Source organism: Streptococcus moroccensis, assembly GCF_030812835.1.
GTDB lineage: Bacteria > Bacillota > Bacilli > Lactobacillales > Streptococcaceae > Streptococcus > Streptococcus moroccensis.
This window is the reverse complement of sequence record NZ_JAUSTM010000001.1, coordinates 159,195-185,456: the sequence shown is the minus strand read 5'-3', so window position 1 is coordinate 185,456 and position 26,262 is coordinate 159,195. Positions and strand designations below refer to the sequence as shown.

General features: G+C 44.8%; 25 protein-coding genes. 24 read left to right on the top strand and 1 reads right to left on the bottom strand.

All coding sequences use genetic code 11. The features are described 5' to 3' along the window. Position 1 precedes the first annotated feature (1 nt). From J2S23_RS00960 to J2S23_RS00925, 8 genes are all read left to right on the top strand, one after another. Complete coding sequence (locus tag J2S23_RS00960; RefSeq protein WP_307120895.1) at positions 2-553, top strand: SLATT domain-containing protein; 552 nt, start codon at positions 2-4, stop codon at positions 551-553. Between the two features lie 78 nt (positions 554-631). Continuing rightward, complete coding sequence (locus J2S23_RS00955) at positions 632-3,715, top strand: type III restriction-modification system endonuclease (RefSeq protein WP_307120894.1); 3,084 nt, start codon at positions 632-634, stop codon at positions 3,713-3,715. 84 nt (positions 3,716-3,799) lie between these two features. Continuing rightward, the gene (locus J2S23_RS00950) at positions 3,800-3,979 is read left to right on the top strand and encodes a hypothetical protein (RefSeq protein WP_307120893.1); all 180 of its coding nucleotides are present in this window, start codon (positions 3,800-3,802) and stop codon (positions 3,977-3,979) included. 278 nt (positions 3,980-4,257) lie between these two features. Then, on the top strand, positions 4,258-4,989 hold the full coding sequence (locus tag J2S23_RS00945; RefSeq protein ID WP_307120892.1) for a hypothetical protein: 732 nt from the start codon (positions 4,258-4,260) through the stop codon (positions 4,987-4,989). A gap of 108 nt (positions 4,990-5,097) precedes the next feature. Then, on the top strand, positions 5,098-6,429 hold the full coding sequence (pepC, locus tag J2S23_RS00940) for an aminopeptidase C (protein WP_307120891.1): 1,332 nt from the start codon (positions 5,098-5,100) through the stop codon (positions 6,427-6,429). A gap of 272 nt (positions 6,430-6,701) precedes the next feature. Then, positions 6,702-7,982: a glycoside hydrolase family 140 protein gene (locus J2S23_RS00935; protein ID WP_307120890.1), complete on the top strand. Its 1,281-nt coding sequence runs from the start codon at positions 6,702-6,704 to the stop codon at positions 7,980-7,982. A gap of 338 nt (positions 7,983-8,320) precedes the next feature. Beyond that, complete coding sequence (locus tag J2S23_RS00930) at positions 8,321-9,247, top strand: DMT family transporter (RefSeq protein ID WP_307120889.1); 927 nt, start codon at positions 8,321-8,323, stop codon at positions 9,245-9,247. 151 nt (positions 9,248-9,398) lie between these two features. Beyond that, complete coding sequence (locus J2S23_RS00925; RefSeq protein ID WP_307120888.1) at positions 9,399-10,301, top strand: cation transporter; 903 nt, start codon at positions 9,399-9,401, stop codon at positions 10,299-10,301. Positions 10,302-10,409: 108 nt separating this feature from the next. Here the strand turns inward: J2S23_RS00925 and J2S23_RS00920 are convergent, their stop codons facing one another. After that, positions 10,410-10,526 carry a putative metal homeostasis protein gene (locus tag J2S23_RS00920; protein ID WP_168548727.1) on the bottom strand — a complete coding sequence of 39 codons (117 nt, stop codon included), beginning with the start codon at positions 10,524-10,526 and terminating at the stop codon, positions 10,410-10,412. A gap of 191 nt (positions 10,527-10,717) precedes the next feature. Here J2S23_RS00920 and J2S23_RS00915 point away from each other — a divergent pair, with 191 nt between their 5' ends. The 16 genes from J2S23_RS00915 to J2S23_RS00840 all read left to right on the top strand — a co-directional run bounded on the left by J2S23_RS00915 (position 10,718) and on the right by J2S23_RS00840 (position 26,256). Beyond that, positions 10,718-11,257, top strand: a complete 540-nt coding sequence (locus J2S23_RS00915) for a YqeG family HAD IIIA-type phosphatase (RefSeq protein ID WP_370868682.1) — start codon at positions 10,718-10,720, stop codon at positions 11,255-11,257. Positions 11,258-11,264: 7 nt separating this feature from the next. After that, entirely contained in the window at positions 11,265-12,374 is a 1,110-nt protein-coding gene (gene yqeH / locus J2S23_RS00910; protein WP_307120886.1) for a ribosome biogenesis GTPase YqeH, read from the top strand. Positions 12,375-12,429: 55 nt separating this feature from the next. Then, positions 12,430-12,741 carry a ribosome assembly RNA-binding protein YhbY gene (gene yhbY, locus J2S23_RS00905; protein ID WP_307120885.1) on the top strand — a complete coding sequence of 104 codons (312 nt, stop codon included), beginning with the start codon at positions 12,430-12,432 and terminating at the stop codon, positions 12,739-12,741. A 157-nt stretch (positions 12,742-12,898) separates the two neighbouring features. Continuing rightward, on the top strand, positions 12,899-13,531 hold the full coding sequence (locus J2S23_RS00900) for a nicotinate-nucleotide adenylyltransferase (RefSeq protein WP_307120884.1): 633 nt from the start codon (positions 12,899-12,901) through the stop codon (positions 13,529-13,531). Beyond that, on the top strand, positions 13,528-14,148 hold the full coding sequence (yqeK, locus tag J2S23_RS00895) for a bis(5'-nucleosyl)-tetraphosphatase (symmetrical) YqeK (RefSeq protein WP_307120883.1): 621 nt from the start codon (positions 13,528-13,530) through the stop codon (positions 14,146-14,148). Before J2S23_RS00900 ends, yqeK begins: the two co-directional genes overlap by 4 nt. Positions 14,149-14,162: 14 nt before the next feature. Beyond that, a complete protein-coding gene (gene rsfS / locus J2S23_RS00890) occupies positions 14,163-14,516 on the top strand; it encodes a ribosome silencing factor (protein WP_307120882.1) in 354 nt (117 codons plus the stop codon). Between the two features lie 159 nt (positions 14,517-14,675). Then, positions 14,676-15,413: a class I SAM-dependent DNA methyltransferase gene (locus J2S23_RS00885; protein ID WP_307120881.1), complete on the top strand. Its 738-nt coding sequence runs from the start codon at positions 14,676-14,678 to the stop codon at positions 15,411-15,413. A 218-nt stretch (positions 15,414-15,631) separates the two neighbouring features. After that, positions 15,632-15,886, top strand: a complete 255-nt coding sequence (locus tag J2S23_RS00880; RefSeq protein WP_307120905.1) for a type II toxin-antitoxin system Phd/YefM family antitoxin — start codon at positions 15,632-15,634, stop codon at positions 15,884-15,886. Between the two features lie 3 nt (positions 15,887-15,889). Beyond that, on the top strand, positions 15,890-16,144 hold the full coding sequence (locus J2S23_RS00875) for a Txe/YoeB family addiction module toxin (RefSeq protein ID WP_307120880.1): 255 nt from the start codon (positions 15,890-15,892) through the stop codon (positions 16,142-16,144). Between the two features lie 330 nt (positions 16,145-16,474). Further along, a complete protein-coding gene (locus tag J2S23_RS00870; protein ID WP_307120879.1) occupies positions 16,475-18,415 on the top strand; it encodes a YeeR family protein in 1,941 nt (646 codons plus the stop codon). 38 nt (positions 18,416-18,453) lie between these two features. Next, entirely contained in the window at positions 18,454-19,548 is a 1,095-nt protein-coding gene (locus J2S23_RS00865; protein WP_307120878.1) for a nucleotidyltransferase, read from the top strand. A 163-nt stretch (positions 19,549-19,711) separates the two neighbouring features. Continuing rightward, positions 19,712-20,641: an aldo/keto reductase gene (locus J2S23_RS00860; RefSeq protein ID WP_307120877.1), complete on the top strand. Its 930-nt coding sequence runs from the start codon at positions 19,712-19,714 to the stop codon at positions 20,639-20,641. Positions 20,642-20,859: 218 nt separating this feature from the next. Continuing rightward, a complete protein-coding gene (locus tag J2S23_RS00855) occupies positions 20,860-22,122 on the top strand; it encodes an NRAMP family divalent metal transporter (RefSeq protein ID WP_307120876.1) in 1,263 nt (420 codons plus the stop codon). A 241-nt stretch (positions 22,123-22,363) separates the two neighbouring features. Further along, on the top strand, positions 22,364-22,738 hold the full coding sequence (locus J2S23_RS00850; RefSeq protein ID WP_307120875.1) for a hypothetical protein: 375 nt from the start codon (positions 22,364-22,366) through the stop codon (positions 22,736-22,738). A gap of 404 nt (positions 22,739-23,142) precedes the next feature. Further along, a complete protein-coding gene (locus tag J2S23_RS00845) occupies positions 23,143-25,242 on the top strand; it encodes an AAA family ATPase (RefSeq protein ID WP_307120874.1) in 2,100 nt (699 codons plus the stop codon). A 237-nt stretch (positions 25,243-25,479) separates the two neighbouring features. Beyond that, on the top strand, positions 25,480-26,256 hold the full coding sequence (locus J2S23_RS00840) for a dihydroorotate dehydrogenase electron transfer subunit (RefSeq protein ID WP_307120873.1): 777 nt from the start codon (positions 25,480-25,482) through the stop codon (positions 26,254-26,256). Positions 26,257-26,262: the final 6 nt, after the last annotated feature.

Below are 26,262 nucleotides of genomic sequence, written 5' to 3'. Positions count from 1 at the left end.
AGTGAAATCAAATTTAAAATATAGAATAGAAGAAGCGATTAAACGCTTAAAGAAAATACGAAAATCAAGAATATTAGCCAGTGAACGTATGTATAAATACGCTAACCGTTGGAATATTATTATTTTTGTCATGAGTATCACATCTGCAATGTTTTTGATTATTTCCTTAGTAAAGGTAGAGCAAGATACTCGCAAAATATTATCAGCATGTTTTTCAATATATACTTTAACTTTACAATATTTTGTATCAACGTTGAATTATAGAGAAAGGGGATTGAAGTTTCATTACCATCAAATTGAAATGCATAATCTGATTTTACAGCTAGACAGCCTGTTATATAAAAAAGTGAGTAATAAGGCTATAAAATATAATCAGATAATGGAGCAATACCAGTCGTTATTACAATCTCAAGAAAACCATACGGAATTGGATTATGTTAGAGCTAAAGGTGCAGATAACTCTTTAGTAAGAGATTTAGGGTTGGATAGCATATTTATTATTGTTCAACCAATAGTTGTTATTTTATTCCTTGTGTTTTATTATTACGGATAGATGCTTGGAACAACTTGTTACAAGTTATACGGAAAGGAAATAAACAAATTTTGAGTTATCGGAGTTTGTAGTAATAATATGAAGTTACAATTTAAACACCAACAATTTCAATTGGACGCGGTAGCTGCGATTGCAGATATTTTTCAAGGCCAGGGAAGACGGGAGGGGCTCCATTATATGGCAGACCCTGGGCGAGACAGCCAGTCGACGGGGCTTGATTTGATTCATGATGCATACCGTAATGCCCCCATTGCCCTGACAGAGGAAAAGGTGCATCAGGCAGTAAAAGCTAAACAGATTCAGAATGGGTTAGAACCATCTGAAAAACTGAGCTTGAGTCGGATTGCGGGCAGACCGTCTTATAATCTCACCATTGAGATGGAAACAGGGACAGGTAAGACCTACACTTATATTAGGACCATCATGGAGCTGCATCAGCGATATGGTTGGATTAAGTTTATCATCGTGGTACCCAGTGTGGCGATTCGTGAAGGAGTACTCAAATCTTTTGAGACCATGCAGGACCATTTCCAAATGGAGTACGGCAAGAAACCTCGCTATTTTGTCTATAATTCCAGTCGACTCGGAGATTTAGATCATTTTGCTAATTCTTCGGATATCCAAGTGATGATTATCAATAGTCAGGCTTTCAATGCCACGGGCAAGGATGCCAATAGAATACATATGAAACAAGAGAGCTTCAAGTGGCGAAAACCGATTGATGTAATCGCGCAAACCAATCCGATTCTGATTATTGATGAGCCCCAGTCGGTAAGTGGTCCAAAGACTAAAGAAGGATTGGCTGCCTTTAAACCACTCATGACTCTTCGGTATTCAGCCACTCACAAGGACAAGTACGATATGGTTTATCGTTTAGATGCGATGGACGCTTATAACAAGCGATTGGTTAAAAAAATAGCTGTTAAGGCTGTTGAGGCTATCGGTACGACAGGGACAGCAGGCTATTTGTACCTGCAGGAAATAATTCCGCAAAAGTCAGGAACGCCAAAAGCCCGTATTGAATATGAGGTCAAGGGGGCTACAGGGATTCGTCGAAAGACGCAAGTCGTAGCTTCTGATTTTGACCTTTATGCAGAATCAAATCAGCTCGAAGCCTACCGTGGTATGAATCTGACAGATTTTGATGCGCGACCTGGAGTCAATAGTATCCAAGTAGGTCCTAACCAAAGACTCCTTGTTGGTGAGGTGATGGGAGACCGGAACGAAGATGACCTGAGACGGATTCAGATACGAGAGACGATCAAGAGTCACCTGCAACGTGAAGCGCTTCTCTACCAGCGGGGAATCAAAGTGTTATCCCTCTTCTTTATTGATGAAGTGGCTAAGTATAGGGTTTATGATGATCAAAAAAAAGCTTCAAATGGCTCTTATGCTCGTTTTTTTGAAGAAGAATATCAGGAGCAGGTAGAGCAATATTTAGCTCAGACTCCTCGTTCAGCCTATAGTGATTACCTAAGGGAGCATCAAGAAGCAAGGACCGTCCATGCAGGGTATTTCTCCATCGATAAGCATAAAAAGACGGGGCAATCCATTTTCGTAGAATCTAAAATAAAACGAGGGGAGACGGAATCGAGTGACCAAGATGCTTATGATTTGATTATGCGTGATAAGGAGCGATTGCTCTCCTTTGACGAACCGGTTCGCTTTGTCTTTTCACACTCGGCCCTTAAAGAAGGTTGGGATAATCCCAATGTCTTTCAAATATGTACCCTGAAGCAATCAAATGCAGAAATGAAAAAACGGCAAGAAATTGGGCGTGGCATGCGTTTAGCAGTCGATCAGTTGGGAGTAAGGCAGGATGAGGAATTGCTCGGTGAGGAAGTTCATGCTGTTAACAAATTAACGATTATTGCGAATGAGAGCTATGATGAGTTTTCCCGTCAATTGCAAGAAGAAATTAAGAAAGTACTAGCCGGTAGACCAGGTAAAGTAGATGTGACGTTTCTTATGGACAAGGTTTTAGAGAGAGAAGATGGTGAAAAACTTGTTCTAACAGCTGAGCTCGCTAAAACGCTTCATCATCAGCTAATTGTCAATGGCTATCTGGATGAGGATGATCAGTTAACTGATAAATTCTATAATGACAAAGATCAGAAGAAGGTTCAAATACCTGACGTAACGATTGGTTTTGAAGAAGAATTGCTAAAACTTCTCTCGTCTGTCTATAATCCGCAAGCCTATCCGACAGAGAATGCCAGTGAGCGTGAGATTGTATTTAAAGATGAAATCAACGAAGAGAATATAGCTCGTCAGGAGTTCCAAAAACTCTGGGGGATGATTCAGCATAAAACACGATATCGTATACAATTTAGTGATGACGAATTAATTGATAAAGCGGTCACAGCCCTTAATGATAAACTTTCGGTTAAGAAGATTGCCTATCAAATCACTGAAGCCAGTGCTGAGAAGATTAGCCAAATTCAGGGGTTAGAATTGAGCGTTTCTGAGAATGCAAGACAGCACGACTATATCCAATCCACTCAAATCACGGTTAAATATGATCTTTTAGGTCAAATTAGCGACCGAACAGGATTGACCAGACAGACCGTAGCAGAGATTCTAAGCAAGATCGACAAAGAGAAGTTTCAGCTTTTCCGCCAAAATCCGGAAGATTTTCTGTTAAAGGTCAGTCGTTTGATTGAGGAGGAAAAGGCTACGCAAGTCATTCAACATATCGAGTATAACTTATTAGATGAAAGTTACGATACGGGTATATTTTATGACAACCCAGCAACCGGTCAACGTTCAGATAGGTTCTTATTAGATAGCCAGAAAGGGGTCTATCATTATGTCAAAGTGGATTCAAACGTTGAAAAAGAATTTAAGGATGCACTAGAACAGTACGAAGATGTTCGTGTGTATGCTAAACTTCCAAGTGAGTTTAAAATTCCGACACCATTAGGAGATTATAATCCTGATTGGGCGATTGCGTTTAAAGAAGGAACCGTTAAGCGAATCTACTTTGTGGCAGAAACAAAAGGGAGTCTCTCTAGCCTTCAATTAAAAGGGGCAGAGATTGCTAAAATCACTTGTGCTAAAGCGCATTTTGAGGCTTTGAAAAGGGCTGGAATTATTCATCAGGATCATATCTACGATGTCGTTGATAGTTACAAGTCTTTGATTGACATTGTGAAGGCATAGTAAGCCCTAACAATGATTGTATATGTAGTGTGCTATGGATTGATGCTATAGTCACAACAAGATTGAGGAGATATAGGAGGCTATATGTTTATTGATGGTATGTTACATCCATTTTTACAAGCATTGATAGTTTTTTGGATATTAAAAAAAGTGTGGGATTTCTCAAAACACCCGTTCTTTACAATGCTGACTAGGATGCGTTGGAAAATTATTCAGGAGCTTTACGAAGAGGATAAAAAAGAAAGAGAAAGGGATGATATGTAATTGTTGCATTAATATGTTTTAGGGTAGAGGTTAGGATTAAAACCGAGATAGACTAACTTAGCGCTACAGTTGATTATACAAAAAGCACTTCGAGTGTCATTAAAGGCAGGACTTACAATTGACTGTGATGGTACTGCTTATCACTCTTCGAGAGCTACTCGAGATAGGGATTACGCCAAGAAATATTAGAATATAAAGGTTGGACTTTTTATAAAGTATGGTCGTCTAGTTTAAAAATATAATGACATATTAACAATATTTGAAACTGAGGAGAAATAATGAGAAGACGCTATGTTAAGCGTAGAGATTGGTTGGGAAGAACCGTTTTTGATGAAAGGCTAGTGAGCGATGGGGGCTGTGGTTGTTTGTTGCTGGGTGCTTTGATTTTGGGCATCTTAGGGATGGTTCTGGATTTTATTACAAAAAATTGGTTTATTTTAGCACTCGCTATTATTGGATTAATGATTCTAACTATACGTGAAGAGTATGAAAAAATGGAGAATGAAGGGCAGGAAATGCCAGAAGATGATCAAAATATAGAGGTTATCGCTAATGACAAAGAAGCATTTTTTAATGATTCAAAAATAGATCCTAATCCTAAGCAGAAAAAGATATCAGAATTAAATGATATTCTGCAAAATTATATAAATCAAAATGAACAAAAGAACCTTGCTAAAGAAGACTATCAAGAAGCAGATATGAATCTGTGGAGACGTAATCGTATAGAAGTTGGGTCTAGATTGCAGGTGACCGGTCGGATTCGTGAAGTTTATGAGGATTCAGAAGAAACCGTATTTATTATGTGTGTAGATGATATCTATGAGCAAAAATTATATGGTAGTTTACCAAGCAGAGTATTTCAAAAAAATATTCTTTTAGAAGATGATTGGGTAACTGTTTACGGAATCAGTAGAGGACGTACGACTTCTGACATGCCATATGCTGATTATTTCCCAATGCCCGCTATGGAAGTCATTGATTATGAATACCATGAAAAGGCTCCTGAATAAGCGTTTGTTTCCGGCTAAAATCTCCACTTTTAACTTGAATTCTCTCTTTAAAGCGTTATAATGGTCTGTATAACTTTCAGGGTGAATCCCTTAGAAAAGGAGCAAGACATGCAAGCGATTAATCATGATCTAACCGATAAACTTTATGCAGCCTATGAAGCCAATACGACTTTTGCGGCGGTTGAAAATGCCATCAGCCATAATGGTCTGTTGAAATCTTTGGAGCGTCGTCAGGCGACGATTGAGACGACACCAGTCTTTTCCATTGATTTGACCAAAGATCCGGTTTCTAACCAAGAAGCCTCAGGCCGTTGTTGGATGTTTGCGGCCCTCAATACCTTCCGCCACAAGATGATTGGGACTCACAAGATGGAGCATTTTGAGCTATCTCAGGCACATACCTTCTTTTGGGACAAGTATGAAAAGGCCAACTGGTTCTTGGAACAAATCTTAGCGACAGCAGACCAAGATTTGACCAGTCGCAAGGTCAAGTTCCTCTTGGACACGCCACAACAAGATGGTGGCCAGTGGGACATGGTCGTCTCTCTCTTTGAAAAATACGGGGTAGTCCCAAAAGCTGCCTATCCGGAGTCTGTGTCATCGAGCGCTAGTCGCGAGCTAAATGGCTACCTGAACAAACTCCTTCGCCAGGACGCTCAGATTCTGCGTGAGATGGTGGCAACTGGTCAGTCTGACCAAGAGATTCAAGCTCAAAAAGAAGCCTTTTTGCAAGACGTCTTTAATTTCCTAGCCATGAACCTTGGCTTACCACCGCGTCAGTTTGACTTTAGCTACCGCGATAAAGACGATAACTACCATGTGGAAACGGGGTTAACGCCTCATACCTTTTATGAGAAGTATGTCGGCATCAAACTTGACGACTATGTGTCCATTATCAATGCCCCAACTGCTGACAAGCCTTACGGCAAATCCTATACCGTTGAGTTGCTTGGAAACGTGGCCGGTAGTCGCGATGTCCGCTACCTCAACGTTGAGATGGATCGCCTCAAAGAGCTGGCGATCGCACAGATGCAGGCTGGTGAGACCGTTTGGTTTGGTTGCGATGTCGGCCAATCCAGCAACCGTAAAACAGGTATCATGGCAGATGGCATGTATGATTTCACCTCCAGCATGGGCATTTCTCTGACGCAGAACAAGGCTGGGCGTCTTGATTACAGTGAAAGTCTCATGACCCATGCCATGGTCTTGACGGGGGTTGATTTAGATGCTAATGGCCAATCGCTCAAGTGGAAGGTGGAAAATTCCTGGGGCGACAAGGTTGGGGAGAAAGGCTACTTTGTGGCCAGTGATGCCTGGATGGACGAATACACCTACCAGATTGTGGTCCGTAAAGAATTCTTAACAGCAGACGAATTAGCAGCCTACCAAGCCGAGCCAATCGTGTTGGTACCATGGGATCCGATGGGAGCCCTCGCTTAAGGTTAAAATGACATCAGAAATAGATCGGCAGCCCAAAGGGATGCCGGTTTCTTTTATGGAAAAAGTGCAACGGAGATTAGAGAGAGACGCCTTTTTTAGCGGTGTTCTAGCGGGCAGCAAACTATCAAAAGCCCAATGACAATAGCCGTGGTCGATTAGGGGAAATTTTGCTTGATTCGAGCTTGTATTTTAAGCGAAAATAGCGTAAACTGAGATAAAAGAGGACACGCAGAACAAATACACTATGTTACAGAACACCCAAGGAGGCAAACATGCACATTTCTAAGGACAAACGGTCTTTTGTCAAAGAAGGTAAACCTTACTTTTACCTGGCAGATACCTGCTGGAGTGCCTTTACCAATGCAACGGAGCAGGATTGGGCTTACTATGTCGATTACCGTAAACGTCAAGGCTTCAATACGATTCAGGTGAATTTGCTTTGGCAGTGGGATGCTAGCACACCGACCTTTGACATCATGCCCTTTGAACTAGGGCCGTCGAAGCATTTTGATTTTACCAAACCCAATCCTGCCTATTTTGACCGAGTGGCTCGCATGCTAAAAACAGCGCAGGACAAGGACATTCAGGTGGCCTTGATTCTCCTTTGGTGCAATTATATCCCAAACACTTGGGCGCAGGCCTTTAACTTTAACCGTCACCCATTTCCGATCGATCAGATCGAAGCTTATGTCACGGATGTGGTTGAACGGTTTGATCAGTACAAACCAATCTATGTGATCAGTGGGGATACCGATTTTCCAGATGAGGAGACGACAGCCTATTATGAGCGAGCCCTCAATCAGGTCAAAAAATGCTCGCCTGACGCTCTAACCACCCTTCATCTGTGCGGCCCTGATTCAGACTTGCCTGCTAGTTTGGAGCAAAATCCAAACCTGGACTTTTATACCTTCCAATCAGGGCACGATGTGACTTCTCCCCAAGTTATAGCCAAATTGACCGAACGGTTTCGCCGTAAAAAGAAACGTCCCGTCCTCAATGCCGAGCCTTGTTATGAGATGATGGGCTTTGGTCCCGGGCAATACGGACGCTTTCGTCGTTTTGATGTCCGTAAGGCAGCCTGGCAAAGTGTCCTGGGTGGAGCCAATGCCGGAATCACCTATGGGGCTCATGGGATTTGGAGTTGGTACGTGCCGGACATTCCGCACGATACGCAGTCTTACATGGTCTTTGACCGTCCTTACCCTTGGCAGGATGCCCTGCGTTTTGAAGGGGCAAATGACTATGTTTACCTCAAAACCTTTATGGAAAGCCACGGCTTTGAGCGTCTCCGTCCTTGTCGCGACAAAATAGCCAATACAGAATCTGTCGAGCTGGTTGCAGCAGAAAACGAAGATTATCTCATCATCTATGCGCCCTACAATACCGTGTTACAACTAAGGGGGAACTACGAAGCTTGCTCAGCTGTCTTTACAGATCTCGTGTCCAAAGTGACAGAAAAAGCCGTTCTTTATTACAATGACACCAAGGAAAATACCCAGGTCAACATGCACCATTTCCAAGATGATGTGGTCCTGGTCATCACAAAGGCTTAGTCGTCTTGCTTGTAAAAAAATGCGATGCTTGAAAACAAGATGCCACGGCATAGTTGAAAATAGGAGATGAAGCAATGCCAAGCCTTTATGACTGTAAGCGAGAGAAGCGAATGACTAAACAAGGCTGAGATCGTCGATTAATGAAGAGGTTGGGAGATACATGCCTAATCTCTTTTTATCTACAAAATCCCTTTATCGCTTCGTTTAAGGATCAAACACATTTTTTGTAAAAAAATTCATTTCTAATAGCTAATGGTATGTTACAATAGAACTTAATCATAAGAGCGGTGGAAATCACTTCGTGATCTGTCGTCTCTTAGCAGTTAGGGGAGAGGAAAATGACAGAAAAGCAAAAGGGAGCGCTACTGACGGTTGTTGCCGCAATAGCTTGGGGGATTTCTGGAATTTCTGGAGAATACCTGATGACGCATGGAATGGCTGTAAATCATTTATCAGCCCTTCGTCTGATTATTTCAGGTCTTTTTTTAACAGCCATAGCTTATGTGACCAATAAAGAAAGCTTGATGCAAGCGATCAAGGATTGGAAGTCACTCCTAGGGATAGGCCTGTTTGCCATTCTAGGTTTAGCCCTCAATCAATACGCCTACCTCTCAGCGGTAGCTTACACCAATGCTGGGACAGCTACCGTCTTGCAGTACATGAGCCCTGTCTTGGTTTTAATATACATTTGCCTGCGTCAGAAGACTTGGCCGACAGTCTTAGATGTGGTTGCGATTGTCCTAGCCATTGTCGGAACTGTTTTTTTAGCAACCCACGGAGATTTGACACAACTGTCGATTTCTCCATTCGGCCTGTTTTGGGGGCTTTTTTCAGCAGTCACCTATGCCTTTTACATTCTCTTGCCAGCTCGCTCGATTAGGCGTTATGGTAGTTTGGTGGTGATTGGATTAGGCATGCTGATGGGTGGCGCCTTGTTTTCAATCCTGACACAACCTTGGCAGTACCAGTACGCCTTTGATGGTAAGAGTTTGTTGGCCCTCTTTGGGATTGTCGGAGTCGGGACAATCTTTGCCTACAGCCTCTTCTTAAAGGGGGTAACCCTGGTCGGGCCAGTCAATGCTAGTTTATTGGCGTCTATTGAGCCGGTTGCGGCAGTCTTTTTCTCGATTGTCATCATGAAGGCTCACTTCTTTGCCCTTGACCTAATGGGCGTGGCCCTTATCCTAGGGGCGGTTCTCTTGATTTCCCTCAAAGACCTCAATATTCGAAAACGTAGGAAATTACCAGGTGACCTTCGTCCTTAACTTGACTAATCAAAGGCTTAGCGATAAGGGGTAAACGGTAGACGAGCGAGAGGAGCTTGTCAGTGTTAGCTACCTGTCCTGGCCTTAGGGACCTGTCAATCACTGAGCCAATTGCATCGAGCTACAGTCCATGGGGAGAACGGAGGGTACCATGCATCAAAAACAAATTGAGAAAAAAGCATTACTGATTACAGCTGTTTTTAACTTTTTTTCTGGGACAGCTGGTATTATCGTCTATATTCTAACGGGGCTTAATGCCATTTTGCTGGATGGGGTCTTCACCTTTATCGCCTTTTTATCGGCAGTTGTCGCCATCCTCATTTCGCAAAACAGTCATAAGCAGACCAAGTCTTTCCCTCAAGGGTTGCATTTCATGGAACCTCTCTATGGTGTCTTTAAGGCTGCCTTTACCCTCTTTTTACTGGGAATGACCGTGGTTGAGTCGGCCTCGGATGCCTATGCTTACTTTGTCGAAGGCATTGGAGCGCCTATTGTGCCCGGACCAGCCTTGCCCTATGCCTTTTTGATGGCTGTCCTTTGTATCCTTCTTAGTTTTTACCTCAGACGGATGAACCAGTCCATTCACCATGCCAGCACCATGTTAGCCGCTGAGAGCAAGAGTAGCTTGATTGACGGCTTGATTTCCGCAGGTGTCGGTCTTGCGGTTCTGGTTATCCGTCTGGTAGCGATCGATGGGACCTTTGGTTTTTTGCACTACACCGGGGATTTCTTTATTATTATTTTCTTGGTCATCGTTTCCATTAAAGAACCGATCGATGTGCTAAAAGAATCCTCCAAAGAACTGTTCGGCGCAACCCTAGATGATGGTGAGACCATTCAAGCAGTCCGAATGATTGTTAAAGAAGGCCTAGCCATTAAGGAAGATGATGTTTTGGATATTCTCGTTTACAAGCAGGGCATGAAATTGGTGGCCAATGTCGTTATTCAAGACCCAGAGCCCGAAGTATTGAAAACCTGCCTAGATGCCAAGCCAGCGCTTCAGGAGACTCTAAATGCCAAGTTCCCTCACATAGAACTGGTCTTTACATTTTAATGCTAAAAAAGCCGATAACAGAGAGAGTATCGGCTTTTTTGTCTGACCATTCATTGGAGTTAGGGATAGGGATAAGAATGAATGGGTAAGAAATCAAGTCGCTAGTTTCTAGCGTTTTCCATGGCGTTTGTGCTCATGGATAATTTTGAGAGCGCGTTTGCGCGTTTTGATATTTGGACTTTTTAGCCTGCGATAGGCTGATGCCAAATCGGTTTTTTCTGCCATCTGGTCCTCCTTTTCAAAATTACCAGTCGAAACTGATAGACCTATTCTATCACAAAGTTGTTAACCGGTAAAGTATTTTCTGTTTATTTTTAAAAAAATAACAAGAGTAAACCGTTTAGAATGATTAATAGGGGGTGATCTGGCTATTATTTCAAGCTATTTTATGATAAAATGAAGACTAACCAACAGTTATGGAGAGAGATGTGTCAGTAGAAAAATATATTCCGACCTTTGCGATTGATGCGGTCTATGACCTGAGAGTTGAAGATTTGGAAAGACATGGGATTCGAGCGGTTTTAGTTGATTTGGATAACACGCTCATCGCGTGGAATAATCCTGATGGGACCCCTGAGATGAAAAAATGGCTTCATGACATGCGAGATGCTGGCATCAAGGTAGTCGTGGTGTCTAATAACACGACGGATCGTGTGCGCCGGGCCGTGGAAAAGTTTGATATCGACTATATCTCTTGGTCTATGAAGCCTTTTAACTTTGGCATTCGTAAGGCCTTGTCCCGCCATAATATCCTACCAGAAGAAGTGGTTATGGTTGGTGACCAGCTTATGACAGATATTCGGGCAGCTCACCGAGCGGGAATTCGCTCTATTTTGGTGCGTCCTCTGGTGCAGACGGATTCCAATAAAACCAAGTTTAATCGCATGCGCGAGCGCGAAATGATCAAACGCATCGTGGCCAAGTATGGTCCGATTGAGTACAAGAAAAACTTATAGGTAAAAAATGGAAGAAACATTATTTTGTATTGGCTGTGGGGCTCAGATCCAGACAACCGATAAAGCTCAAGCTGGCTATACGCCAAAGGCAGCTCTTGATAAAGGCTTAGAAACTGGGCAGCTGTATTGCCAGCGCTGTTTCCGGCTGCGTCACTACAATGACATCGTAGACGTCAACATGACGGACGATGACTTTATCCGCCTCCTCCATGAGGTCGGTGAGAGCGATGCCTTGGTGGTCAATGTCATCGACATTTTTGACTTCAACGGTTCGGTCATCCCAGGTTTGGCCCGTTTTGTGGCGGGAAATGACGTCCTCCTAGTCGGAAACAAGCAAGACATCCTGCCGAAATCGGTCAAGACCGGCAAGGTCACTCAGTGGCTAACTGAGCGTGCCCATGAAGTGGGATTGAGGCCTATTGATGTGGTCTTGACCTCTGCCCAAAACAAGCAGGCCATTAAAGAGTTGATCGATAAGATTGAGGAACTCCGCAAAGGCCGCGATGTCTACGTGGTTGGCGTGACCAATGTTGGCAAGTCGACCTTAATTAACGCCATCATCCAAGAAATCACAGGCGACAAGGACATCATCACGACCTCACGCTTTCCAGGCACGACGCTTGATAAGATTGAGATTCCGCTCGATGATGGTAGCTATATCTTTGACACGCCAGGGATTATCCACCGTCACCAGATGGCCCACTACTTGAGCGCCAAAAACCTCAAGTATGTCTCCCCGCGTAAGGAAATCAAGCCTAAAACCTACCAGCTCAACCCTGGTCAGACCCTTTTTCTTGGGGGTCTTGGACGGTTCGACTTTGTGACGGGCGATAAGCAAGGCTTCACCGCTTATTTTGACAATGAGTTAGACCTGCATCGCACCAAGCTAGAGGGGGCGACAGCCTTTTACGACAAGCATGCAGGGACCCTTTTGACCCCACCGTCTCAGGAAGAGTTGGCAGACCTGCCAGCCCTTGTCCGCCATGAGTTTTCCATTAAGGAAAAGACAGACATTGTTTTTTCAGGTCTTGGTTGGATTCGTGTGACAGGGCCAGCAGTCGTGGCGGGCTGGGCACCAGACGGCGTTGACGTGGTGGTCCGCAAGGCCTTGATTTAGTAGGGAAAACGAGCTTTAGAAGCTCTGCCATTTACCAAAAAAGAAAAGAGACATTATGACTTTAACATCTAAACAACGGGCTTTCCTCAACAGCCAAGCCCACAGCCTCAAACCGATCGTGCAAATCGGGAAAAATGGCTTGACCGACGAGATCAAAACCTCTATCCGAAACGCCCTTGATGCGCGTGAACTGATTAAGGTAACACTCCTGCAAAACACGGACGAGGACATCCACGAGGTCGCTGAAATCCTCGAAGACGAGATTGGTGTGGATACCGTGCAAAAAATCGGCCGCATCCTCATCCTCTATAAGGTTTCTGCCAAGAAAGAAAACCGCAAACTCTCGGTCAAAGTTAAGGCCGTCTAACCCTTACTCCCCGCTTCACTAAGAGGCGGGGAATTTGTGCTTATGGGGCGAGTCCTCTAGGAGTTTTAACTCATTCATTTCCCACTTTTTAGCCTAGATATGCTATAATAGTAAGGACTTGGGTAAAATCCCAAAAGAGAAAAAGGAGACAGGTCCTATGGCCATTGAACTGCTGACACCTTTCACCAAGGTTGAATTAGAAACGGAACAACAACCTACCAGCCGCAAGCAGGTAGGCATTTTGGGTGGGAATTTTAACCCCGTTCACAATGCCCATCTGATCGTAGCCGATCAGGTCCGTCAGCAGCTTAAACTGGATAAGGTTTTGCTCATGCCCGAGTACACCCCCCCTCACGTAGACTTAAAAGAAACGATCGATGAAAAGCATCGCCTCAAGATGCTCCAGTTAGCTCTAGGAAATGTGCCAGGTCTTGACATCGAGACCATCGAGCTGGACCGTAAGGGTATCAGTTATAGCTATGACACCATGAAACTCCTGATCGAGCAAAACCCCGATACCGACTATTACTTTATCATTGGGGCTGACATGGTCGAGTACCTGCCCAAGTGGCACCGCATCGACGAGCTGGTCCACATGGTTCAGTTTGTCGGCGTGCAACGCCCCCGCTACAAGGCTGGGACCTCCTATCCTGTCATCTGGGTGGACGTGCCCCTCATGGACATCTCTTCCAGCATGGTGCGCGACTTCATCAAGCAAGGCCGGACCCCTAACTACCTCCTGCCTGCACCTGTCCTAGACTACATCACCAAAGAGGAGCTCTACCAATGACAGAGCAGACAGACACTTATGAGGACTTGGTGGGCCATAGCAGAGCAGATTTACTAGCTCGCCTAGAGCAGGTCATGTCCCCAAACCGCCTCCAGCATGTCCTAGGGGTCGAGCAAACAGCAAGAGCGTTAGCTCTGACACACGATTATGACCCAGAGAGGGCAGGCCTAGCGGCACTGCTTCACGACTATGCCAAGGAACTGCCGGATCAAGTCTTTTTGGACTTAATAGACGAGCAACAGCTAAACCCAGACCTCAAAGTCTGGGGCAACAATGTCTGGCATGGGATGGTCGGGATCTACCAGATACAAAAAGACCTCAGCATTACCGACCCTGAAATTCTCAGAGCCATCGAGGTACACACCGTAGGGAGTGCTGAGATGAGCCTTCTGGACAAGATTGTCTACATCGCAGATTACATCGAGCCAGGACGGGATTTTCCAGGAGTCGATACAGCGCGGGAATTGGCCAACTCTGACCTCAATCAGGCTGTCGCCTATGCGACCGCCCACACGGTCAGTCACCTGGCGACTCAAGGGGTAGCCATCTATCCCCAAACCCTAGAGACCTACAATGCCTATATTGGCTATTTGCCTAGGTCTACATCACACGAATAATAAAAGGAAAACACATGAACGAAAAAGAGTTATTAGCCTTGGTTGTCAAGGCAGCCGACGACAAGCGGGCCGAGGATATCTTGGTCTTGTCTGTCGCCGAATTAACCAGTTTGACGGACTATTTTGTCATTGCGAGCGCCATGAACAGCCGTCAACTAGATGCTATTATTGACCATATTCGCGAGCAAGTCAAGGCAGCTGGCGGTGACGCCAGCCGTGTCGAGGGCGATGCCAACAGTGGCTGGGTCCTGCTTGACCTTGGCAGTGTAGTGGTTCATATCTTCTCTGAAGAGATGCGCGCCCACTACAACTTTGAAAAACTCTGGCACCAAGCCGACAGCATGGAAACTGCTGGATTTTTAGCGTAATGAAGACAACCTTGCCCTTGGGCAAGGTTTTTAAGAGCGGTGCAGAGCGTATCTGCCACCGAAGCAAGATTGAGCGGTAACCGTCTCGTTTTCAGTTTTCAGGATGACGGCAGAGCCTTTACCGCTTGCAACGATTAACCATTAGACTTGGAGATTCTCATGACTAAAAACTATGAAACCTTTGCGCGTGTCTATGATGCGATCATGGACGACTCGCTTTATGATCTTTGGACCGACTTTTCGCTCCGCCATTTTTCAAAAGGCAAGACCAAACTTTTGGAGCTGGCCTGTGGGACTGGGATCCAGTCCCTGCGCTTTGCCCAAGCCGGCTTTGAGGTGACTGGTCTTGACTTGAGTGAGGAGATGCTTAAGGTCGCCGAAAAACGGGCCCAGGAGGCTGGAGTCAAGATCGACTTTGTGGCAGCCAACATGATGGACCTGTCTGGTATCGGGCAGTTTGACCTGGTGACCAGCTATTCGGATAGCCTGTGCTACTTGGCCGATGAGGTCGAGATGGGGGATACTTTTACGGAGGTTTACAAGCATCTCAATGACGGCGGGACCTTTATCTTTGATGTCCACTCAACCTATCAGACCGATGAGGTTTTTCCGGGCTACTCGCACCACGAGAATGCGGAGGACTTCGCTATGGTCTGGGACACCTATGAGGATGAGGCACCACACTCAATCGTCCACGAGCTGACCTTCTTCATCCAGGATGAGGACGGACGCTTCACCCGCTATGACGAAATCCATGAAGAGCGCACCTACGAACTTCTGACCTACGATATCCTCTTGGAGCAGGCAGGCTTCACCGATGTCAAAGTCTATGCCGACTTTGAAGACAAAGCGCCGACTGACAAGAGTGCCAGATGGTTCTTTGTGGCGAGGAAGTAAAAAAAAGTGATAAATCAGACCTTAGCCCCACTCAAGCGAGTGGGCTTTTTTGTAAACGCGAATACTAATTCTTAAAAATATAGAATCGTTTCGAGGATTTAACCATTGTGGAGATCATTTTACGAATAAGGAGTTGAAGGATAAGTAGTTGTACAAGTTCTTGACAATTTCTTGTCTTTTGCTATACTTAAGGAAATGAGGTAAAGTGAGGTATGGTGATGGAAGCAGTCGGTTATTCAACTTTTCGCAATCATCTCAAGGATTATATGAAAAAGGTCAATGATGAGTTTGAACCTTTGGTTGTCGTCAATAAAAATCCTGATGAAGATATTGTGGTGGTTTCAAAAAGTGAGTGGGATAGTTTGCAAGAAACCCTTAGAATCGCACAAAATAAGGAGCTATCTGATAAGGTTTTACGCGGTATGCAAGACGTCAAACAAGGGCTGACGCAAGTACGCACCATTGAGGACTAACCCATGCTACTGACCTTTACAAATGCTGCTTGGCAGGATTACACCTACTGGCAAAGTCAGGATAAAAAGACTTTGAAACGGATCAACAACATTATTAAAGATATCCAGCGTGATCCCTTTAAGGGAATTGGCAAACCGGAACCGCTCAAATACCAGTTTCAGGGGGCTTGGTCACGACGCATTGATGCGGAAAACCGTATCATATACATGGTGGATGAAGATCGCATTGCTTTTCTCTCCTTTAAGGACCACTATTAAAGTGAGTAAACTCTCCAGGAACTAATCAGTTATCAGAGCTCAGTACGATAAAACGTGCTGAGTTTTTTTGCTAGGCCTCCTATCCTTCCGTTAATGGCAAAGTATTGTTCCGATAATCGGTGTATCGTTCCGATGGTTTTTTTTGGAGCTCGTGGAAAAGAGGCTGGGCAAAAACTCAGAATTTACTCTTTTTGGTAAAAATTGAAGAACACAAAATGGCTTAGAATCAACGTTTTTTATGACGTTATTCTAAGCCATTTACTATTTCTGAGACTTTTTGCCCAGCCCCTTTTTGTGGTATAATTAAAAATAATATATCAGGAGAAAAAGATGTTTAAATTGATAATTGCTATTTTAATTATAGTAAGTGTTTTGTATTTTGGTAATATAATCCATAGAATCAGATTTTTTAAGTGGTATATGAATAATAAAGAATTACATGATTATAATCAGGATAAAATACGTGATATTTTGAATCAATTAGCCAATTCATTTGATTATTCAGGTTCAAAAATACCTTATGGTAGAGCTAAATGGTTTGTGGAGGGAGAGAAAGATTTTATTAAGACTTATGGTGATGATGAACTAGAGTTTTTTGGATATAGTCCTGTGAGAAGTAAAATTGAAGAAGAGTTTTTAGAATATGGTCTACTTTTAACTCAAAATGGAATTTATTATAAAGAACAAATTGATACCCAGAATAAAGATAAAAACAATAGACATATATCTATTTCCAAATATTTTCCTTTTGATGGTTTATGGCGAATTGATATTAGCCAATCTGAGATTAATTTTTATTATCCACATCGTATAGAAAAGATTCCGTTTCAGTTTAAAAATAGTCAGCAAATAAATTTAATGGTAAATTTAAATGATCTAATAAATACTGGCTATACAGCGGATTTGTATGGACATTATATTGAAAAAAAGGTTAATCAAACTTTCCATAAACAATTTAAAATTACGCCTTTTGAAGATGGGGTTAATTTCGGTAGTATTGTAGGAATGAACTTGAACTTGGGACAACATTTAAGGGATATTCAATTTAATCCTATTGCAAATGCAAGAATGGCGCATGGATATGCAGCAGAATATAGTAATGATATCAATGATAAGATTAAATATCCTTTTAAGGACGTTCAACAAATTGGTCAAAATAATCAGAAAAATGGTGCTGATAGGATAGTTGGAATTCAAAAAATTCAAACGAAATATCATTCTAAAGCTCGAAGTACAGTTAATTCTGCATTTGAGCCTAAAGAAAAGGGAGGAACATATCGATACCCGAATATGCAATTAGAGGTTCCTAAAGAACAATACAATGAATCCATTCAGATTATGAAGGAAAAAATTAGAGATGGTAAGGTTCCGGGACACCATAATCCAGAAGATGCATATAAAATAATTAGAAAAGGTAATGTTACATACAATGAAGCTAAATTAATTGCAAAGGGCGGTAATGTTACTTCATTAAAGTATGATGCGCTTGATGGAGCTATACAATCTCTACCCGCTGCAGGAATTAGTTTTGTAATAGTTTTTGCAGGAGCGAAATGGTCGGGTAGTACAACGAAGGAAGCTGCTACTTTAGCAATCAGGGCAGGTTTGAAGACAATGACAGTTGGCACAATTATTTATGCTACATCACAACAAATAGGAAAAATTGCGACTGTCTATATTGCGAATATTACTGGTAAAAAAGTAGCAGCAAATTTAGTAGCTCAAAGATTTGCTGGAATCATCTCGTTTGGAATTGTAATTGGCCCTGATTTATTTGATGCACTGCGTGGAAGGATTTCAAGTCAACAGTTATTAAAAAACACTTTAATTGCGGGTGGTGGCATAGCAGGTGGGATAGCAGGTGGTGCTATTGCAGGAGCAACATTTGGTCCTGTCGGAACAATAGTTGGTGCAGTTGCTGGCGGAACATTAGCCACCATTGGATCGAAATCAATTTTAGACAACTTTTTTGAGGATGACAGGGTTGAAATGTTCGCTATTTTAAAAGAAGAATTCATAGATGTTGTGATGTCTATGAGTATCACTGATGAAGAATTTGAATTGATTCAAGACAGTGTTTTTGATAAAAAACTTAACGAAAAATTAAAAGATATGTTCCAGAAGAATCAATCAAAAAATAATAGAACTTATACAAGAGAAAAAGTAATCGAAAAAGAAATTGAAAGAATTATTGCTGAACGAACTAAAGTGACTGAGTATGATATTCTTGAAGCTGTAGAAATTGCAGAAAAAGAATTTGCTGTTTTATAATGTATAGTCACTTAATTAATCACAGAAAGGAACCACACATGACCATCACGGGTATTATTGCGGAGTTTAATCCCTTTCACCATGGGCACAAGCACTTGCTGGCTCAGACTGATGGGCTCAAGATTGTGGCCATGAGTGGCAACTTTGTCCAGCGGGGGGAGCCTGCCATCATCGACAAGTGGACCCGGGCCCAGATGGCCTTGGCGCACGGAGCTGACCTGGTGGTGGAGCTTCCCTTTCTGGTCTCGGTGCAGGCGGCGGACTATTTCGCGAACGGTGCGGTGGCCATTTTGGAGAGGCTGGGCATCGACACCCTCAGCTTCGGAACGGAGGAGATGCTGGATTACCAGCAGTTAGCGGACGTTTATGGGGAAAAAGCAGAGCAGATGAGCCAGTTTCTACTGACGCTCCCAGATTCCCTGTCCTATCCTCAGAAGACCCAGCGCATGTGGGAGGAGTTTACGGGGATTGCCTTTTCAGGAGAGACCCCCAACCACATTCTGGGGTTAGCCTACGCCAAGGCTTGCGCGGGGGAAGAGATTCGACTCCAGCCCATCCCGCGCATTGGCGCAGGCTTTCATTCTGAGGAGAAGGTAGCTATTGCGTCAGCGACAGCCATTCGCAAGCACGCTGCGGATGAGGCTTTCCTTCAGTCGGCTATGCCTGATGCGGAGCTCTTTTTGTCAGAGAGTCCGGTCAGCTGGGACAACTACTTTGACCTGCTTCGCTACCAGATTCTGACTAACCTCGACTTGACAACGATCTATCAGGTCAATGAGGAGCTGGCTGTTCGGATCCGCTCTGCTATTGCTAAGAGCAACACGGTGGACGAGCTGGTGGACATGGTGGCGACCAAGCGCTATACCAAGGCCCGTGTGCGGAGAGTCCTGACCTACATCCTGGTCAATGCCAGAGAGACAAGTCTGCCTGAGGGAATCCATGTGCTGGGCTTTACGGAGAGAGGGCAGGCCCACCTGGCCCGTATCAAGGGGCAAGCCCAGCTCATCTCCAAGATTGGCAAGGAACCCTGGGACAGCCTGACCCAGCAGGCCGATCAGGTCTACCAACTGGGCCACCCCGCTATCAAGGAGCAGACCTTTGGGCGCGTGCCGGTGAGGCAACTAGAGAGTTAGTGAGTAAGGTACCGCCGAGAGGTGGTGCTTTTTTGTAGTGGGTTCAATTGCTTTCCGCAGCGCTGTGGAAAAAACATAGTTGTATCCGCTATCAAAAATCAGCATCCTATGAGGACATGTGCTATAATGGCAGTGTGATATCAAAGAATAAAGGAGAACAATCATGAAAACCTTGTCGATTGTCAACGGTCCTGAAAAGGTATCGGCCTTGGTGCAGGGCTGTATGCGGATGACCGATCTCTCTAATGAGGCGGCGGCTGAGGTGATTAAGGCGGCCTTTGACGCTGGCATTACCTTCTTTGACCATGCGACCTGTTACGGGGAAGATGGGGCGGCAGAGCGTCGTTTCGGAGAAGCCTTTAAGCTGACTGGTCTGAAACGTGAGGATATCTTCTTACAGTCTAAATGTGGTCTACGCTTTGAACGCAATGAGTTTGACTGGACCAAGGAAAATATCTTGACTAGTGTCGAGGAAAGCTTAGAACGCCTCCAAACGGATTACCTTGATTCCCTTTTGCTTCATCGTCCTGACTTGATTTTTGAACCAGAAGAAGTAGCAGCTGCTTTTGACGAGTTGGAGCAATCTGGAAAAGTTCGTCATTTCGGTGTCAGCAATGTGATGCCGTACCAGCTAGAACTCTTGAAGAAACATGTCAAGCAACCGTTGATCTTTAACCAATTGCAACTGTCTATCGAGCAATCTCAGTTGATTGACCAAGGGCTTTATATGAACAACCTACAAACAGAGCGTTCTATTAATCGTGATGGCTCTACCCTAGACTATTGCCGCTTGCACGATATTACGATTCAGGCTTGGTCGCCATTGCAACATGGCTTCTTCCAAGGGACTTTTGTGGATAACCCTGATTTTCCTGAACTGAATGAAGCCTTGGACAAATTTGCCAAGCGCGAGGGTGTGACCAAGGCAGCTATAGCCCTAGCCTGGATTTTACGCCACCCTGCTAAAATGCAAGTCATCATCGGTAGTATGAATCCTAAACACATCAAGGAAGCTGCGGACGCTAGTAAGGTGACCCTGTCTCACCATGATTGGTATGAGCTTTACCTCGCTTCTGGGAAATTCCTTCCATAATCATCAAACGATTAATCAACAACTGCAATCGCTTAGCGATAGCGGTTGTTTTTTCTTGCAAACGGGCCTATTTAGGCATGGAAAGTATCGGCAATTTCATGAAAAAACAATGAAAATACAAAAAATAAAGTAAAATCTATTGCATTCTTCTTCAGGGAGTTGTATAATATTCTTCGAATTCAGAAAAATCTGAAAATTTAAGGAGTTTAAATTATTTCATGGAAGCACAATCACAACCCTCAACCTCCAATTGGAAAAGTAAGTTTCAGGCTTTAGGCCCTGGTATTCTCATGGCCTCAGCAGCAGTCGGTGGGTCTCATATCGTCTCCTCAACTCAGGCAGGAGCTATCTACGGTTGGCAGTTAGCCATTCTCATCCTGCTGATCAATGTCTTCAAGTACCCTTTTTTCCGTTTTGGGTCTCAGTACACGGCTGAAAATGGGAAGAACTTGATAGAAGGCTATGCCGAAAAAGGCAAGATTTATTTGTTGGTCTATTTCGCCCTCAATGTTTTCTCTGCTGTAGTCAATACTGCTGGGGTCGGCATGATCTGTGCAGCCATTGTATCTAATATTTTTCCAAACGCCTTTGGCTTAAATGCTGCGCAGTGGACCGCCATTTTGATTGTTATCATTTGGGGTATGTTGCTGATTGGTGGCTACCGCTTTTTGGACCGCTTGTCCAAGTGGATCATGACAGCCTTGACCATCACAACGGTGGCGGCGGTTGTCTTTGCCCTCTTTCAACACCGCGAATATGCACCTGATTTTGTAGCCACATCGCCGTGGCAGTTAACTGCCTTGCCTTTTCTGGTGTCCCTGATGGGCTGGATGCCAGCACCGATTGAGATTTCAACCATCAACTCACTCTGGTCAGTCGAGAAACGCAAAACAGTGAATTTTAATGAAGAAGATGCCCTTTTTGACTTTAACGTCGGCTACATCGGTACGGCTGTTCTGGCCTTTATTTTCCTAGCTCTAGGAGCCTTGATTCAGTATGGAAATGGCGAAGCCGTTGAGGGAGCTTCTGCTGCCTACATCGCGCAGTTTGTCCAAATGTATGCGACAGCACTGGGAGCTTGGGCGAAACCTTTGATTACGTTTATCGCCTTTCTCTGTATGTTTGGAACGGTCATCACGGTTATCGATGGATATTCGCGGGCCAACAATGAAGTCCTCCGTATCCTCATGGGAAGACCGTATGCTTCTCCAAGGTCCCTTGCTATTTGGATGACATTGACCTCTGGCCTTGGAATCTTTATTGCCTTTGCCTTTGCTGGAAACGTCGCAACCATGTTGCGTTTTGCCATGATCGGGTCTTTTATCACGACACCGTTCTTTGCCTACCTTAACTATAGCTTGGTTAACAATGAAAACCACCAAGTCAAAGGCTGGCTCAAGTACCTGTCCTGGGCAGGTCTCGTTTATCTTTTTGGCTTTGCCATCTTCTTTGTCTTCGTTTGGTTGACAGGTAAGATTTAGGATAAGCCCTGAGCGAGACAGCATAGCTTTTACAATTGTTAAAAACCGCAGAATTCTTGCGGTTTTTCTAGTGTCAGAATAGGAAGCGCATTGTCTTATCTCTGTCAAAGGAGTATAATAAAACTATAAAACTGATGAGGCCAGTGTGCTGACCGTTCAACTGTTTTAAAAGCATCTGAGAACTGTTGCAGTTGCTACAACACATGTCCAAAGCCCCCAATATCTGAAAAAGGAGTTTACCATGAAACAGATTGAAAACTACCAAGCAGAGAAATACCAAACCAGCCATTACCAAGAAGTAGAAGCTGGCATCTATCAGACCAGCGATCAGGACGGGGACCAGATTTATGTAACGTCCCTATCCTTTGTTCAGGAACCTGAGCTGGGTGAGGGAAGTGGTGAATTGATATCCCAATACCCTCTGGAAGACCTTTTGGATGAATTTTACTGCCATATCAACGATTTTTATGAGGAAGAAAACAAGTCAGACCCTGAGAAAAATGTTCTGGAATTTGCCAGTCCTGATTTAGAAGACGTCCAAAAACTGCGGTCCATTATTGGCAAGCACGTCTACAATGTCGAAGAAGATGACATGGTCAGGTTAGTGATTGAGTAACTATCAAGAGGCAAGAGGGCCTCTTTTTTCTTAAGCAGAAAGGTCAAAAAAAGTCAGACAAAGGTATTGACCTTTACTGACCAATGGTGTATAATAGAGTCATGAAGTTGAGCAGCAGTGGTCTGGTTGGCTTCACAATTGCAAGAACCATGCGGTTCTTAGGCACTTTCTTTTCCAAGGAGGTTAAGGAAATGGACAGACACGCTTGCTACTGACGGCTTTTATTTTTAGAACAAAGGTCAAAGTTGGTCAAATCAATCCCAAAAGGATATATTTTGAGACAGCACACTTCTATCTGGTCAAAGTGGCCCTTTCTTTTTGAAATAAAGGTCAGTTTTGGTCAAAAACACACGTAACAAACAATACACACGAATAACAAAAGACTATTTAAACGAGGTAAAGACATGAATAACAACTATTTTAACAACAATATGGACGATTTGTTCAATCAATTGATGGGCAATATGGGTGGCTTTAACAGCGAGACCCGTCGCTATCGCATCAATGGCCGCGAGGTGACACCTGAGGAATTCCAACACTTCCGTCAGACAGGTCAGTTACCAGGCGTGCAAACGACTGAGGACGGCAGAACGCCTGTTCAAGAGACTGGCGCTAACCTCAAGCAAGATGGCATCTTAGCCAAACTTGGCCGTAACCTGACCGAAGAAGCCCGTCAAGGCAAGCTCGACCCTGTCATTGGCCGCAACAAGGAGATCCAAGATACGGCTGAAATTTTGGCCCGTCGGATCAAGAACAATCCGGTCTTAGTCGGAGATGCCGGTGTCGGCAAGACAGCTGTCGTGGAAGGCTTGGCTCAGGCTATCATCCATGGTGATGTTCCTGCTGCCATCAAGAACAAGGAGCTTATCTCTATTGATATCTCTGGACTTGAAGCTGGCACACAGTACCGTGGCTCCTTTGAGGAAAACATTCAAAACCTGGTGCAGGAAGTTAAGGATGCTGGCAATATTATTCTCTTCTTTGATGAGATTCACCAAATCTTAGGCGCTGGCTCTACAGGAGGCGATTCTGGCTCTAAGGGCTTGGCGGATATCTTAAAACCAGCCCTCTCCCGTGGCGAGTTGACTGTGGTTGGAGCGACTACTCAAGACGAGTACCGCAACACCATTTTGAAAAACGCAGCTCTGGCTCGTCGCTTCAATGAAGTCAAGGTCAATGCCCCATCCGCTGAGGACACTTATGAAATCCTTAAAGGTATCAAACCCCTCTATGAAGCCCACCACAATGTGAGCTTGCCGGATGATGTCTTAAAGGCAGCTGTGGACTACTCGATCCAGTACATTCCTCAGCGGTCCTTGCCAGATAAGGCTATCGACCTGATCGATGTGACCGCAGCTCATTTGGCAGCCCAGCACCCTGTGACCGATGTCAAGGCATTAGAAGCTGAGATGACCGCAGCTCGTGACCGTCAGCAAGCCGCAGCTGACAAGGAAGACTTTGAAACAGCCCTCAAGGAAAAGATGACCATTGATGAGCTTCAGTCTAAGATTGGTAACCACACCGAGAGCCAAAAGGTAGTGGCAAGCGTGAATGACATCGCAGAATCGGTGGAACGTTTGACCGGTATCCCAGTCTCTCAGATGGGCTCGTCTGATATTGAACGCCTCAAGGGCATGGCCCATCGCTTGGAAAGCAAGGTCATTGGCCAGGATCAAGCCGTTGAAGCGGTAGCTAAGGCCATTCGCCGGAACCGAGCTGGCTTTGACGATGGGCGTCGCCCAATCGGCTCCTTCCTCTTTGTCGGTCCAACCGGTGTCGGCAAGACCGAGCTGGCTAAGCAACTAGCCCTTGACATGTTCGGGTCCAAGGATGCCATTATCCGCCTAGATATGTCTGAGTATAGCGACCGTACTGCAGTGTCTAAGCTGATCGGGACAACCGCTGGCTATGTGGGCTACGATGACAACTCCAACACCTTGACTGAGCGTGTTCGCCGCAACCCTTACGCCATCGTGCTCTTAGACGAGATCGAAAAGGCTGACCCACAAGTCATCACCTTGCTCTTGCAAGTTTTGGATGATGGGCGCTTGACCGATGGTCAGGGCAATACCGTCAACTTCAAAAACACGGTGATTATCGCGACATCAAACGCCGGCTTTGGCTACGATAGCCCAGCTGACAATGACCAACCGATCATGGACCGTATCGCACCATACTTCCGTCCAGAGTTCCTCAACCGTTTCAACGGGGTGATTGCCTTCAACGCTCTTGCTAAGGAAGACCTTGGGGCCATCGTGGATCTCATGATTGCTGAGGTCAACCAAACCTTGGCCAAAAAAGATATCGACCTAACCTTGACCGATGACGCTAAAGCGCATTTGATTGAGCAAGGCTATGATGAAGTCATGGGTGTGCGCCCGCTCCGACGCGTCGTCGAGGGCGAAATCCGTGACAAGGTAACTGACTACTACCTAGACCATATCGATGCCAAACACCTCGAAGCCAAGATGGTGGATGGCGAGCTGGTCATTAGTGAGCGCTAAACCATTGTTCCTAATCTCCTAACCCTGTTGCCAAGAGCAGCAGGGTTTTCCTTTGGCAAACTTTTGACAAGCTAGGTTTTTTGAGCTATAATAATACAAATTTAAACCCTTTAACTGAGTCCAGAGAGGCTTGCAAGGTCACAAGAGAGAAAGTGGTAGCATGAGCTACCTGATTTTTGTGCACTCTTGCCCTACTGGCGAGAGTGTTTTTTGCGCAGTTGCTAGAAAGAGGCGAACATGATTTTAAAAGAAGACATGGCCATTGTCAGTCAGGTGGAGATTGCACCACGGATTTTTAGATTGGTCCTAGAGGGTCAGATGGTTGAGGAGATGGCGATTGGCCAGTTTCTCCATATTCGTGTGCCTGATCCCAGCAAGCTCTTGCGTCGGCCGATCTCCATTTGTGAAATCGACAAGGATAGGCGTCAAGTGACCTTGGTCTACCGGATCGAGGGAGCTGGGACAGACATCATCTCCCAGCTTGAGCCAGGCAGTCAGCTAGACTGTATGGGCCCACAGGGCAATGGCTTTGACATCTCAGGTCTTGAGCCAGGCCAGACCGCCCTCCTGATCGGTGGCGGGATTGGGGTGCCACCGCTGATTGAGACAGCCAAGCAGCTGGCCCAAAAAGGCGTTAAAGTGACGGCTGTGCTTGGTTTTGCGACCCAAGATGCGGTTATCTTAGAAGATGAGATGGCTCGCTACGCAGAAGCGGTCTATGTCACGACAGACGATGGTTCCTACGGGACCAAGGGGTATGTGTCGACCATCGTGGACCAGCTCGAGGTCTACCCGGATGCGGTTTATTCCTGTGGTGCACCAGGCATGATTCGCTATGTGGACCAGACCTTTGAAAATCATCCCCAGGCCTTCTTGTCCTTAGAATCACGGATGGCCTGTGGCATGGGGGCTTGCTATGCCTGCGTGGTCCATCCCAAAGGGGAGGACCAGACCAAGAGCCAGCGGGTCTGTGAAGAAGGGCCAGTCTTTGCGACTGGTAGCCTTGTCTTATAGGAGGTG

What these genes read in the sequence shown, in the direction of transcription:
- J2S23_RS00865 (WP_307120878.1), top strand. Translation starts at nt 18,454, where the DNA reads ATGACCATCACGGGTATTATTGCGGAGTTTAATCCCTTTCACCATGGG.
- J2S23_RS00930 (WP_307120889.1), top strand. Translation starts at nt 8,321, where the DNA reads ATGACAGAAAAGCAAAAGGGAGCGCTACTGACGGTTGTTGCCGCAATA.
- J2S23_RS00850 (WP_307120875.1), top strand. Translation starts at nt 22,364, where the DNA reads ATGAAACAGATTGAAAACTACCAAGCAGAGAAATACCAAACCAGCCAT.
- J2S23_RS00840 (WP_307120873.1), top strand. Translation starts at nt 25,480, where the DNA reads ATGATTTTAAAAGAAGACATGGCCATTGTCAGTCAGGTGGAGATTGCA.
- J2S23_RS00935 (WP_307120890.1), top strand. Translation starts at nt 6,702, where the DNA reads ATGCACATTTCTAAGGACAAACGGTCTTTTGTCAAAGAAGGTAAACCT.
- yhbY (WP_307120885.1), top strand. Translation starts at nt 12,430, where the DNA reads ATGACTTTAACATCTAAACAACGGGCTTTCCTCAACAGCCAAGCCCAC.
- J2S23_RS00855 (WP_307120876.1), top strand. Translation starts at nt 20,860, where the DNA reads ATGGAAGCACAATCACAACCCTCAACCTCCAATTGGAAAAGTAAGTTT.
- J2S23_RS00925 (WP_307120888.1), top strand. Translation starts at nt 9,399, where the DNA reads ATGCATCAAAAACAAATTGAGAAAAAAGCATTACTGATTACAGCTGTT.
- J2S23_RS00955 (WP_307120894.1), top strand. Translation starts at nt 632, where the DNA reads ATGAAGTTACAATTTAAACACCAACAATTTCAATTGGACGCGGTAGCT.
- J2S23_RS00860 (WP_307120877.1), top strand. Translation starts at nt 19,712, where the DNA reads ATGAAAACCTTGTCGATTGTCAACGGTCCTGAAAAGGTATCGGCCTTG.
- J2S23_RS00845 (WP_307120874.1), top strand. Translation starts at nt 23,143, where the DNA reads ATGAATAACAACTATTTTAACAACAATATGGACGATTTGTTCAATCAA.
- J2S23_RS00885 (WP_307120881.1), top strand. Translation starts at nt 14,676, where the DNA reads ATGACTAAAAACTATGAAACCTTTGCGCGTGTCTATGATGCGATCATG.
- J2S23_RS00870 (WP_307120879.1), top strand. Translation starts at nt 16,475, where the DNA reads ATGTTTAAATTGATAATTGCTATTTTAATTATAGTAAGTGTTTTGTAT.
- J2S23_RS00950 (WP_307120893.1), top strand. Translation starts at nt 3,800, where the DNA reads ATGTTTATTGATGGTATGTTACATCCATTTTTACAAGCATTGATAGTT.
- rsfS (WP_307120882.1), top strand. Translation starts at nt 14,163, where the DNA reads ATGAACGAAAAAGAGTTATTAGCCTTGGTTGTCAAGGCAGCCGACGAC.
- J2S23_RS00915 (WP_370868682.1), top strand. Translation starts at nt 10,718, where the DNA reads ATGGAGAGAGATGTGTCAGTAGAAAAATATATTCCGACCTTTGCGATT.
- yqeK (WP_307120883.1), top strand. Translation starts at nt 13,528, where the DNA reads ATGACAGAGCAGACAGACACTTATGAGGACTTGGTGGGCCATAGCAGA.
- yqeH (WP_307120886.1), top strand. Translation starts at nt 11,265, where the DNA reads ATGGAAGAAACATTATTTTGTATTGGCTGTGGGGCTCAGATCCAGACA.
- J2S23_RS00900 (WP_307120884.1), top strand. Translation starts at nt 12,899, where the DNA reads ATGGCCATTGAACTGCTGACACCTTTCACCAAGGTTGAATTAGAAACG.
- J2S23_RS00945 (WP_307120892.1), top strand. Translation starts at nt 4,258, where the DNA reads ATGAGAAGACGCTATGTTAAGCGTAGAGATTGGTTGGGAAGAACCGTT.
- J2S23_RS00875 (WP_307120880.1), top strand. Translation starts at nt 15,890, where the DNA reads ATGCTACTGACCTTTACAAATGCTGCTTGGCAGGATTACACCTACTGG.
- J2S23_RS00920 (WP_168548727.1), bottom strand. Translation starts at nt 10,526, where the DNA reads ATGGCAGAAAAAACCGATTTGGCATCAGCCTATCGCAGGCTAAAAAGT.
- J2S23_RS00880 (WP_307120905.1), top strand. Translation starts at nt 15,632, where the DNA reads ATGGAAGCAGTCGGTTATTCAACTTTTCGCAATCATCTCAAGGATTAT.
- pepC (WP_307120891.1), top strand. Translation starts at nt 5,098, where the DNA reads ATGCAAGCGATTAATCATGATCTAACCGATAAACTTTATGCAGCCTAT.